Raw genomic sequence first — 11,878 nt, 5'->3', positions numbered from 1 at the left:
GATAAGCGCGTGCTGGACCACGCGCCTGCGCCCGTCTAAACACGCGCGTGAATTCTAGAGGTTACCGCTTCGGCCGCGCGGTCTGCGCCGGCCGGATTCGCTATTGAAAGGCCAGACATGCTTGGCGCGCTTGCAAAGAAACTCTTCGGCTCGTCGAATGATCGACGGGTGAAGGGCTACCAACCCCGCGTCGCGGCGATCAACGCGCTCGAGGCCGAGGTCTCCCAGCTCTCCGACGAGGCCCTTCGCGCACGCACTGAGACCTTCAAGCAGCAGCTCGCCGACGGCGCCAAGCTCGACGATCTCCTGGTGCCGGCCTTCGCCACCGTGCGCGAGGCCGCCAAGCGCGTGCTCGGCCAGCGCCATTTCGACGTCCAGCTGATCGGCGGCATGGTGCTGCACGAGGGCGCGATCGCCGAGATGAAGACCGGCGAAGGCAAGACCCTGGTCGCGACCCTGCCGGTCTATCTCAACGCGCTCGCCGGCAAGGGCGTCCACGTCGTCACCGTCAACGACTACCTCGCCCGCCGCGACGCCGAGTGGATGGGCAAGATCTACAATTTCCTCGGGCTCAGCTTCGGCATCATCGTCCATGGCCTCGACGACGAGGAGCGCCAGCGCGCCTATGCCAGCGACATCACCTACGGCACGAACAACGAGTTCGGCTTCGACTATCTGCGCGACAACATGAAGTACGAGGTCGCGCAGATGAGCCAGCGCGGCCACCATTTCGCGATCGTCGACGAGGTCGACTCGATCCTGATCGACGAAGCCCGCACCCCGCTGATCATCTCCGGCCCGCTCGACGACAAGTCGGACCTCTATGTCGCGATCGACAAGGTCCTGCCTGGCCTGATCAAGACCGATTACGAGGTCGACGAGAAGCAACGCACTGTCGCCCTGACCGAGGCCGGCAACGAGCATATCGAGCAGCTGCTGCGCGAGGCCGACCTGCTGAAGGAGGGCGACCTCTACGACTCCGTCAACGTCACCCTGGTCCACCACGTCAACCAGGCGCTGCGCGCCCATTCGCTGTTCACGCGCGACAAGGACTACATCGTCCGCAATGACGAGGTGGTGATCATCGACGAGTTCACCGGCCGCATGATGCCGGGCCGGCGCTATTCGGAAGGCCTGCACCAGGCGCTCGAGGCCAAGGAAGGCGTCACCGTCCAGCCCGAGAACGCGACGCTCGCCTCGATCACCTTCCAGAACTATTTCCGCCTCTACAAGAAGCTCGCCGGCATGACCGGCACCGCCGGCACCGAGGCTGACGAGTTCGAGCAGATCTACAAGCTCGAAGTGGTCGAGATCCCGACCAACGTCCCGGTCGCCCGTATCGACGACGACGACGAGGTCTATCGCAGCTTCCCGGAGAAGGTGAAGGCGATCATCAAGGAGCTGGAGCGCGCCAGCGAGCGCCTGCAGCCCGTCCTGGTCGGCACCGCCTCGATCGAGAAGTCCGAGCAGATCGCCGAAATGCTGGTCGCCGCCGGCTTCAAGCAGATCGACTTCGGCCAGCCCGGCGCACTGGATACGCTTTACGCCGCCGCTCGCACCGGCAAGAGCACCAAGCAGTTCGCGGTGCTGAACGCCCGCTTCCACGAGCAGGAAGCCTTCATCGTCGCCGAGGCCGGCGTACCCGGCGCGATCACCATCGCCACCAACATGGCCGGCCGCGGCACCGACATCAAGCTCGGCGGCAATGTCGAGATGCGCGTCTCGATCGAGACCGCCGGTATGGAGGACGGGCCGGAGAAGGACGCCAAGATCAAGGAGATCGAGGCCGAGGTCGCCCGCTTCAAGGAGATGGTCCTAAACGCCTCCGAGACCATCGAGCTCGAGCCAGCCAAGGGCTCGCGCCCGGCCAAGACCATGACCCGCCCCGGCGGCCTTTACATCATCGGCACCGAGCGCCATGAGAGCCGGCGCATCGACAACCAGCTGCGCGGCCGCGGCGGCCGCCAGGGCGACCCCGGCCGCTCCAAGTTCTTCCTGTCGCTGCAGGACGATCTGATGCGCATCTTCGGCTCCGACCGGATGGACGGCATGCTGCAGAAGCTCGGCCTGCAGGAGGACGAGGCGATCGTCCATCCCTGGATCAACAAGGCGGTCGAGAAGGCGCAGGGCAAGGTCGAGGCGCGCAACTTCGACATCCGCAAGAACATCCTGAAATACGACGACGTCATGAACGACCAGCGCAAGGTCGTGTTCGAGCAGCGCCGCGACTTCATGCGCGAGGCGAGCGTGCGCGAGACCATCGACGACATGCGCCACGGCGTCGTCGAGGACACCGTCTCGCGCCGCATCCCCGAGGACGCCTATCCCGAGCAGTGGGATGCCGCCGGCCTGCGCGAGGACGTCGCGACCTATCTCAACCTCGAATTGCCGATCGAGGACTGGGCCAAGGAAGAGGGCATCGCCGACGCCGAACTGCGCGAGCGCATCCGCAAGATCGCCGACGAGGACTATACGGCGCGCATCGAGCGCAACACCGAAGAGGTGATGACCTATATCGAGAAGCAGGTGCTGCTTCAGACGCTCGACCATCTCTGGCGCGAGCACCTGGTCACGCTCGATCATCTGCGCCAGGTCATCGGCTGGCGCGGCTATGCCCAGCGTGACCCGCTGAACGAGTACAAGCAGGAGGCCTTCGAGCTGTTCGACAGTTTGATCGGCCGCCTGCGCGAGCAGGTCACCGGCAATCTGATGCGCGTCGAGGTCCGCTTCGAGCAGCCGTCGGAAGAGGGCCAGCTGATCGACCAGAGCGGCGGCGACGCCCTGCCTCCGCCGCCCGCCGGCTTCTTCGCCGCCCAGCCGCAATTCGCCGCGACCGATGGCGATCTCGCCGTCGCCGAACGCAACCCGGCCGATCCCGCGAGCTGGGGCAAGGTCGGCCGCAACGAGCTTTGCCCCTGCGGCTCCGGCAAGAAGTTCAAGCACTGCCACGGCCAGTTCGTCTGACCGCGGCGGCGCCGGAGCGATCATCCGGCGCGGACGTCAGGCAAAGCCGGCCTCGACCGCGCCGAGCGCCTCGATCTCGATCCGGACGCGCGCGCGGGCATTGACCCATTGGGTCCGGACGAGGCTGCCGAGCAGGACGACCTCGCCGGCCCGCAATGGCACCCCGCGCTCGCAAGCGTGCTCTGCCAGCCAGGCCAATGCCGCATAGGGATGGCCGAGCACATCGGCACCGATGCCGGCGCCGGCTTCGGTCCCATCGATCAGGATCCGACCGCGGAGCGTCGCCAGATCCGGCAGCATGGCCGGATCATGCTCGCGGCCAAGCACCGACCCGGCCGCGAAGAAATCATCAGCGACCAGCATCGGCGTGCCCGTGCTCTGCCAGTCGACATAGCGGTCATCGACGATCTCGATCGCCGCCATCACCGCTCCCACCGCAGCTCTCACGCTCGCCGGCGTGAATGGCCCCTCCGGCAGATCGCTCGCCAGCCGCACCGCGATCTCGCACTCGACGCCGACCCTGATGAAATCGCCGTGCAGGAGCCTAGCGTCGCCGCGATGCGTGGTGCCGGCGAAGAGCCCGGCCGCGCAGGGATGGGCGATGCCGAGATAAGCCTGCATCACCGGTGTGGTGCAGCCGATCTTCCAGCCGATCCTTGCGCCGAAGCGGCTTTCGGCGAGGCGTGCATGGACCGCATCGCGCACCGCATAGGCATCCGCGAGGTCGCGCGGGGCAGCGCCAGGGATTGGCGGCGCCAGAGGCGTCAGGCTCAGCCGTGCAGTGGTGATCGCATCGGCGGCAGCGGCGACGGCAGTTTCGGACAAGGCAGAACTCCGATTGTCGGAAACTGGCAACCTGCCATGCCGGGGCTCCTGCTGGCCACCGGCAAGAGAGCGGGGGTCGCGAGACCTGCTCTCGCCATGGCAAGGGAATGCCGACTCCCGATTGCGAGGCCGCTGGCCATGCCGACCACAGACGAAGCCGCCGAACGAGCGCCTATCGCACTCACGCTCGACTATACCGAGGAGGAACTCGCTCGCTTCGACGCAGTTCTGGCGCAGGAGACGCTCGCCGAGGCAAGGCCGACGATCTGGGAAGGCTGGCCCGCCTTCATCGGGCTGGGCCTCGCAGTGGCGATCGCAGCGACCTTGCTCGCCATTGCCGGCGGGATCGCTACGCCCCGTTCCGGCGCCGGCATCGCCGCGCTCTGCTTCGGAGCCTATTGGGTCGGCATCAGCGCGCCGGGCCTGGCCATGGGCATCGCCGACAAACGGCGGCGCAAGGCCGTCTACGACGCCTTCCAGACGGAGTGGAACGGCACGCGCATGTTGGCGACGCAGCGCGGCATCTGGTTCCGCCGCGATGGCTTGCGCAGCTTCATCGGGCGCAGTGCGATCCGCAAGGCCAGCAGCGCCGACGACTTGTTGCTGCTGCATCTGCGCGCTGGCCAGCCGACCATGATCCCGCTGCGTCTGCTAACGGCCGAACAGCGGGACTTCCTCACCTCACTTGCCCGTAGCGATCAACTCACCGGGTGAAGAAGCGCAGCAGGTTGGCATAGCCGCGGGCGTCGTCGATCGCCCGATGCGTATGCGCGACCGAGCCCAGCCATTCGGCCGGATAGCGCTCGACATCGCACTCCCATTGCCCGCGCCCGGTCTTGCCGGCGACGAAGGACATCAGGCACAGCGGCGCGTGCTTGAAGATGCGGCTCTGGACCCATGGCCCTTCGAGCAGCGGGCGCCCGATGAAGCGGCGCAGATAATAGTCGAACCACGGTCCGTCGAGTGCGAGCGGATGGGAGGCAAAGATCGGCTCGCCCTCGATCGCGCCGATCCAGTCGACGAAGCGCCGCATCACCGCGGATGGCGGCTCGGGATTCTCCGTCGCCGCGGCCCAGGCCTGCGGATGGCGCGCCCAGAACGCCATGGTGGCCTCGTCACGCACGGCGCCGTCGAGCGGCGCCAGCACCGCCTCGAACTCGCCGATGATGGCGCCATCGGCTGCGACGGCGACGGAGCCGAAGGAGAGCATCGAATTGACGCCCGGCGTCGGCCCGTCGAACTCGCAATCCGTCACGACGTAGAATGGCGACATGCGACCCCGTCGAACTCCTCAGCCATGCGCTCGCCGAGGCAGCCGCGGCAGCAGGATCGTCAATAGCCCCAGCAACGGCAGGTAGGAACAGACCTTGTAGACGAAGGTGATGCCATAGGCGTCGGCGAAGCCGCCGAGGAAGGCGGCACCGAGCCCGCCTGCGCCGAAGGCGAAGCCGAAGAACATGCCCGCGATCAGGCCGACGCGACCTGGCACCAGCTCCTGCGCGAACACCACGATCGCCGAGAAGGCCGAAGCGAAGACCAATCCGATCATCACGCTCAGCACTCCGGTCCAGAACAGGTTGGCGTAGGGCAGCAGCAGCGCAAACGGGATGACGCCGAGGATCGAGAACCAGATCACGAAGCGCGCTCCGAAACGGTCGCCGATCGGCCCGCCGACGAAGGTGCCGACCGCCGCCGCGCCGAGGAACAGGAACAGCATCAATTGCGCATCGCGGAAGCCAAGCTGGAACTGCTCGATCACATAGAAGGTGAAGTAGCTGGAGATGCTCGCCATGTAGACATTCTTGGTCGCGGTCAGCAGCACCAGCACGAACAAAGCGAAGGCGACGCGCCCGCCCGGGAGCGGCAGCGTACGGCTCGCCGGCGGACGACCGGCCTGCGCCCGGCGATGGGCGGCATACCAGGACCCGACCCGGGTCAGGACGACGACGCCGGCCATGGCGATGACCGAGAGCCAGGCGACACTGCCCTGGCCGAAGGGCAGGACGATGAAGGCCGCCAGCAGCGGCCCCAGCGCCGAGCCGAGATTGCCGCCGACCTGGAACAGCGACTGGGCCAGGCCGTGCCGCCCGCCCGAGGCGAGCCGCGCGACTCGCGACGCCTCCGGATGAAAGATCGCCGAGCCCAGGCCGATCAGGCAGGCCGCGATGATCAACACCGCGAAATTATGGGCATTGCCGAGCAGGATCAGGCCGCCGAAGGTCGAGGCCATGCCGGCCGGCGCCGAATAGGGCATCGGCCAGCGATCGGTCACCATGCCGACGACCGGCTGCAGCAGCGAGGCCGTGACCTGGAAGGCCATGGTCAGCAAGCCGATCTGGACGAAGTCGAGGGCGTAGTTGGCCTTCAACAGCGGGTAGAGCGAGGCCAGCAGCGACTGCATGACATCGTTGAGCAGGTGGCAGAAGCTCACCGCCAGCAGGACGGAGATCGTCGTCTTCTCGAAACGGGGCCGGCTCCCCTCGATCGTTGCAACCATGGCGGTATCCCTGCGCACGAACTCTCGGCGGCGCTCCTTCTACAGGGCTTGTCCGTGACCTGCTTTCGTGTTCCGGTCTAATTCTTTCGCGTTCGGGCCAATCGATGAAAAAGCTGCCGCGGCAACAGGTCGACGCCCTCCATTCCGGCCATCGCCAGCTTCATGGCATGGTTGCCGACGCGGATGGCGATGTCCTGGTCCGCATTTCCGACAATCCCGCCGGCTATACAATACCGCCACATAGCCACCGTCAGATCCAGCTCCTCTGCGCCTTCTCCGGCGTGGTGCAGATCAACACCGAGCGGGGCAGCTGGATGATCCCGCCGGGCCATGGCCTCCTCATCCCGGCCCGGCTGCAGCATTCGGTGGAGATGCTGAGCGATGTCAGCATCAAGTCGGTCTATCTCGTCAGCGGGCATGACGACCTCACGGAGCGCATGCTGCAGGTGCTCGGCGTCACCGAGCTCGCCCATGCGCTGATCGTCGAGGCGATCAACCTGCGCGACGCCCCGCCCGGCCAGCGCAAGCTCGCGCTCGTCCTGGAATTGCTGACGGCCGAGATCGCCGCGCTGCCGATCCGGCCGCTCGGCCTGCCCATCCCGGCCGACAGGCGGCTTTCCGCCCTCTGCCGCGCCTATATGGCCGCCCCCTCGGTGAATGAGCGTCTCGACGATTGGGCCGCGAAGCTGGCGATGAGCCGCCGGACCTTCACCCGGCTCTTCCAGCGCGAGACCGGCCTCAGCTTCGTCGCCTGGCGCCAGCAGGCCAGCCTGTTCGCCTGCCTGCCCCGGCTGGCGGAAGGCATGCCGGTCACGCAAGCCGCAATGCTGGCGGGCTATGACAATGTCGCAGCGTTCACGACCATGTTCAGGCGGCGGCTGGGCACTGCGCCACGCAACTACATGAAAGCCTCGCTGGCGCGATAGCTTCGCCCTGGCTGGCATGAAAAAGGGCCGCTCTCGCGAGCGGCCCTCGAAACAGTCCGTGCAACCGAAAAGGTCACTTCGGCGCGAAGATGCCGACGCTGCTGGCGGTGATGTCGAAGGAGAGCGTCGCCACAACCGTCGGATTGCACCATTTCGAACGGCCGGAGCCCGACGAGATGCCGCGCGGATCGGCGGTCAGCGCGAAGCACTCGGTCTTCGACAGGTTGGTGTCGTGATAGCGCACATCCGCCGTCAGGTTCTTCCAGGTGTAGGACACGCCGGCGTTCCAATAGGTGTAGTTCGGCAGGTTGGTCGGCGGGTTGGTCGACCAGATCGCGAGATTGGTCGTGCCGAGCCAGTAATGCCCGAGCTCGCCCGAGACCGAGAGCCCCTCGAGGAAGGGCAGGTTGTACTTCACCGTGGCCGAGGCATAGGTGCCGCTCGCGCCGGTGCCGAGCCAGTCCCAGGCATAGAAGACGTTGGCGCCGAGGATCAGCTTGTCCTCGAAATTATAGCTGACCTTGCCGTAGACCTCGGTGTAGTCGGTGTTCCGCGGGGTCCAGTAGACGCCGGCCGTGTCGATGTACTGCTTCTCGCCAGGATAATAGTACTGCCAGACGCCGACATCGACGGTGACCGGGCCAAATTTCGGCCGGATACCGGCATAGAAATCGATCTCGGCCGGCGGGCTGGTGGCGAGGTCGACATTCGAGGCGTAGACGCCGGCATAGACCAGGTTGTCGTAGAACTGCAGCTCGGCCCCGCCCTGGATCGCCGGCTTGCGGTCGGTCTGCGAGATGCCGCGGAAATTATAGTCCGTCATGCCCTTCACGCTGACGGCGATGTCGAACCAGGTGATGCTCGGCGCCACCGGCACCGGCGGTGCGCCCTTGCGGCTCGGCAGGTCGGAGGCGAGCGCCGCGCCGGACGCGGCAAGCGCCATTGACAGCGCAAAGCCCGTCAGCAAGCCAGAGGTCTTGAAGGCCATCGCGAACTCCATCGAGGTTCCTGCACGATTCTCGTCATGCATTCGCCATGATTAGGCCTTCGCAGGCGCGACATCGGCAAGGCGAGGTTTTTTGCAACCTGCCCGCGCAGTGAGCAATACCGGCAGAATCCGCTGTTCCGGCGCCTAGAAAAGCGCCCGCGGCCATTGCTGGCCGCGGGCGTGACTTTTCTGCATCAGTGATTTGCGGGCCGTTCAGCGCGCCGTGGGCTGGCTGGCATAGGCCGCGTCGGGCTGCAGCTGCGAGGTCCGCAAGGTCGAGGAGCGGCGCGGCGGCAGCGGCGCAGTCACGGTCTGCGGGGTCTCCGGCACGGTCGAGGCGATCGGTGCCTGCTCCTTCGGCTCGGAGGAGGAGCCGCCGAGCAGCGGCACGAAGCTCAGCGCGCGCTGGTAGAAGGAGGGCTGCGCCGGCTCGGCCGCAGCAGTCTGGATCGGCTCCGATGTCGCGGCGCCGGCCGTCGCCTTGGCGACCTGCGTCGCCGCATCGCTTGCCGGCTTGGCGGCGGGCTGGGCTGCGGTCGGCTTGGCCGGCGCGGCAGCGGTGACCACGGGCTTGGCTTCCTCCGCCTGCGCGCTGCTGACGGCGGCGAGCACGGCGTCGTTCTCGGCCGATTCGGCCCGGACGGTCGCCTTGGTGCGGCCCTTGTCGTCGAGCACGACGACGCGCGGGCCGATCAGCGAATCGACGCGGCTGATGCCGACATCGCGCGAGCCCCAGGCGACCGACCTGTTGAGCGAATCGGCGCCGGACTGGGCGAGCTGGCGCTTGAACGAGGAATGCTGGTCGCCGTCGTCATAGATCAGCTTGACCGCGGGGGTGCCCTTGGACACCAGCGCCGCGACCTGGATCTCGTCCTGCTGGCGCTTTTCGGCGAGAGCCTGCGTCAGCGAGGAATCGACCTGGACGCCGTCGCGGTTGAAGGCATAGCGACCGCCGACCACCGAGACCGAAGGCTCGTCCTTGGCCACCTCGAAGAAGTCCGAGCCTTCCTTCAGGTTCTTCCAGAAGGCGATGTTCGGGTCGAGCCGGTGCTTGGCGAGGTTCTCCGGCGTCATCCGGAAGGGGAAGGCCTGCATCTGCACGGCGCGCTGCCCGCCATTCTGGGCCTCGCGCACCAGCGCATAGATCTCGCCGATCTGGTCGTCGGTCATCGAATAGCAGCCGGCCGAGGAGCAGGCGCCGTGCACCATCAGATGCGCGCCGGTGCGGCCATGCGCCCGGTCATAGGCGTTGGGATAGCCCATGTTGAACGAGACGTAATAGGATGAGTTCGGGTTCATCTGCGCCGGGCTGATGGCGTAGAAGCCTTCCGGCGCCATGCGGTCGCCCTCCCGCACCTTCGGGCCGAGCTGGCCCGACCAGCGGCACATCGGGAAGGTCTTGAGCAGGGCATATTTGCCGTCGGCGCGCTTCTTCCAGATCTCGAGCTCCGACTCCTTCTTATAGGAGCGAATCACGATCGGCTGGCTCTTGCTCATGCCCTTCTCGGACATCAGCGTGTAGGTCGCCGACGGAATCGGGATGTTGTGGCGCGCGGAGCCGCGATAGCGATCTTCTTCGCAAGCTGCCAAACTGAGGCCAAGGAGCGCCGCCAGCGCGAAATGTCTCACAGCCACGTCGTCAATCCCATCTCGCGCGGACGCGTCAGACCCGACAGATCACCACGCAACAAGGCCAAATTATGCCCGTTGCCCGGTTGTAGGACCGTTAGCCTTGACCGTTCCTTACCACAGGGGCCTCACAGAAGGCCATATGGTGAAGCCGCGGTAAAGCGCCCGCCGGACCGAACGCCCGGTTGCGCACAATCGGCGGGCTACAGCGCCCGGCCGACCGCCAGATATTTTTCCGCCCGCCGGTCGACGATCTCGTCGGCGCTGAGCCCGGCGAATTCGGACAATGCCGCCTCGATCGCCGCACCGGCTCGCTCGATCGCAGCCTGGGGATCGCGATGGGCGCCGCCGGTCGGCTCGGTGACGATCCGGTCGATCACGCCGAAGCGCAGCAGGTCCTGGGCGGTGATCTTCATACCGGTCGCGGCATCCTGGGCGCGGGCCGTGTCACGCCAGAGGATCGAGGCGGCGCCCTCCGGCGAGATCACCGAATAGATCGCATGCTCCAGCATCAGTACCCTGCTGGCAGCGGCGATGGCGATGGCGCCGCCCGAGCCGCCCTCGCCGATCACCAGCGCGACGCTCGGGGTGCGCAGGGCGAGGCAGGTCTCGGTCGATCGCGCGATCGCCTCGGCCTGGCCACGCTCCTCGGCCTCGATGCCGGGATAGGCGCCGGCGGTGTCGATGAAGCTCAGCACCGGCAGGCCGAACCGGTCGGCCAGCTCCATCAGGCGCACCGCCTTGCGGTAGCCTTCGGGCTTGGGCATGCCGAAATTGTGCCGGATGCGGGTCTCGGTCGAGTTGCCCTTCTCCTGGCCGATGACGCAGACCGGCTCGCCACGGAAGCGACCGAAACCGCCGACGATCGCCTCGTCCTCGCCGAAGGCACGGTCGCCCGCCATCGGCGTGAACTCGTCGATCAGGGCCGAGCAATAGTCGAGGAAATGCGGTCGCTGGGGATGGCGCGCCACCAGCGTCTTCTGCCAGGGCGTCAGCGCGCCGTAGAGGTCCTTCAGCGCCTGCGAGGCCTTGGCCTCGAGCTTGCCGACCTCCTCGGCGAGGGAATAGCCGTCACCCTTGCCGTCGAGCGCGCGCAGTTCATCCGCCTTCGCCTCCAACTCGGCAACCGGCTTTTCGAAATCGAGATAGCTTCGCATCGACATCCAGATCAGGTCCCGCTTTCCCAGGGGAGAGGCGGCAGCATCGGCCGCCAGGGGTCGCGGCGACGGAACGGTCAAAAAAGGCGGCGGACCTTGGCCGCGCCCCGGCGAAATTGTCAACCCGCCGGCATCGCCGCCTCGTCCTGCCGTGGCAATCGACTTGAAGGGTGAGCCTGCGGCAGCAAAACCGGCCGGAAGGCGAAGCTGCGCCGCGTCGCGCGCAAGGGCGCGCGCCGGTAGAACTGCTTGGTCGCATCGATGATGTAGACGCCGGCGAAGGGCAGCGACAGGCCGGCGCCGACCTTCTCCCAGGCCATGGCCGAGCGCATGAACAGGCGCCGGCGCAGCGGCGGCACATAGAGCGCCTCGGCCCAGTGCTCGGGCGAGAACATCGCACGGCGCATCAAGGCCTCGATCTGCGAGCGGCTGAACGGCCGGCCATGGCCGAAGGGCGTCGTATCCATCCGCGCCCACAGGCCACGCCGGTTCGGGACGACGACGATCAGGCGTCCGCCCGGGCTCAGCACCCGCGAAATCTCTTCCAGCAGATCCTCCGGGCTCTCGGTCTCTTCCAGCGCATGCACCAGCAGCACCCGGTCGATCGAGGCGGTCGGCAGCGGCAGCAGAGTCGGCTCGACCAAAGCCGAGGCGGAAAGCCCGGGCGAGGGCCAATTCACCACGCCCTGCGCCGCCGGCATGAAGGCGATCACCCGCTCGGCCTCGCCGCCGAGCAGCGGCAGATAGGGCGTCGCGTATCCCAGGCCGAGCAGGCGCTGGCGCCGGCAATCCGGCCAGAGCCTCAGCATCACCCGACCGACGGTCCGCCGCGCCACATGCCCGAGCGGGCTGGCATAGAAGCTGCGCAGGTCGACGACGTCCAAGGCCATGC

10 protein-coding genes are annotated in these 11,878 nt (G+C 66.9%); 3 read left to right on the top strand and 7 right to left on the bottom strand.

The features are described from left to right. The first annotated feature begins 117 nt into the window (after window positions 1–117). Complete coding sequence (gene secA / locus AC3WLC_RS01580; RefSeq protein WP_493682190.1) at window positions 118–2,964, top strand: preprotein translocase subunit SecA; 2,847 nt, start codon at window positions 118–120, stop codon at window positions 2,962–2,964. A 36-nt stretch (window positions 2,965–3,000) separates the two neighbouring features. On the opposite strand, the gene AC3WLC_RS01575 is transcribed toward secA, so the two are convergent. After that, window positions 3,001–3,789, bottom strand: coding sequence for a 2-keto-4-pentenoate hydratase (locus tag AC3WLC_RS01575; protein ID WP_493682189.1), 789 nt, complete (start codon window positions 3,787–3,789; stop codon window positions 3,001–3,003). Window positions 3,790–3,825: 36 nt separating this feature from the next. Here AC3WLC_RS01575 and AC3WLC_RS01570 point away from each other — a divergent pair, with 36 nt between their 5' ends. Next, on the top strand, window positions 3,826–4,503 hold the full coding sequence (locus AC3WLC_RS01570) for a YcxB family protein (RefSeq protein WP_493682188.1): 678 nt from the start codon (window positions 3,826–3,828) through the stop codon (window positions 4,501–4,503). Here the strand turns inward: AC3WLC_RS01570 and AC3WLC_RS01565 are convergent. After that, complete coding sequence (locus AC3WLC_RS01565; RefSeq protein ID WP_493682187.1) at window positions 4,493–5,062, bottom strand: 3'-5' exonuclease family protein; 570 nt, start codon at window positions 5,060–5,062, stop codon at window positions 4,493–4,495. The two genes, AC3WLC_RS01570 and AC3WLC_RS01565, sit on opposite strands and share 11 nt — an antisense overlap. Before the next feature lie 18 nt (window positions 5,063–5,080). After that, window positions 5,081–6,286 carry an MFS transporter gene (locus AC3WLC_RS01560; RefSeq protein WP_493682186.1) on the bottom strand — a complete coding sequence of 402 codons (1,206 nt, stop codon included), beginning with the start codon at window positions 6,284–6,286 and terminating at the stop codon, window positions 5,081–5,083. Between the two features lie 104 nt (window positions 6,287–6,390). On the opposite strand from AC3WLC_RS01560, the gene AC3WLC_RS01555 reads away from it, so the two are divergent. Beyond that, entirely contained in the window at window positions 6,391–7,212 is an 822-nt protein-coding gene (locus AC3WLC_RS01555) for an AraC family transcriptional regulator (protein ID WP_493682185.1), read from the top strand. Between the two features lie 73 nt (window positions 7,213–7,285). Here AC3WLC_RS01555 and AC3WLC_RS01550 read toward each other — a convergent pair whose 3' ends face one another. From AC3WLC_RS01550 to AC3WLC_RS01535, 4 genes are all read right to left on the bottom strand, one after another. Further along, window positions 7,286–8,200, bottom strand: coding sequence for a TorF family putative porin (locus AC3WLC_RS01550; RefSeq protein WP_493682184.1), 915 nt, complete (start codon window positions 8,198–8,200; stop codon window positions 7,286–7,288). A 213-nt stretch (window positions 8,201–8,413) separates the two neighbouring features. After that, window positions 8,414–9,835 (bottom strand): L,D-transpeptidase family protein, encoded by a 1,422-nt coding sequence (locus AC3WLC_RS01545; protein WP_493682183.1) that lies wholly within the window; start codon window positions 9,833–9,835, stop codon window positions 8,414–8,416. Between the two features lie 197 nt (window positions 9,836–10,032). Continuing rightward, window positions 10,033–10,986 (bottom strand): acetyl-CoA carboxylase carboxyltransferase subunit alpha, encoded by a 954-nt coding sequence (locus AC3WLC_RS01540; protein ID WP_346362598.1) that lies wholly within the window; start codon window positions 10,984–10,986, stop codon window positions 10,033–10,035. 119 nt (window positions 10,987–11,105) lie between these two features. Continuing rightward, on the bottom strand, window positions 11,106–11,876 hold the full coding sequence (locus AC3WLC_RS01535; protein ID WP_493682182.1) for a methyltransferase domain-containing protein: 771 nt from the start codon (window positions 11,874–11,876) through the stop codon (window positions 11,106–11,108). Window positions 11,877–11,878: the final 2 nt, after the last annotated feature.

It is taken from the genome of Allobosea sp. GW821-FHT03A12 (genome assembly GCF_058986765.1).
The sequence above is the reverse complement of the archived record's forward strand: the minus strand, read 5'-3'. Positions and strand labels throughout refer to the sequence as shown.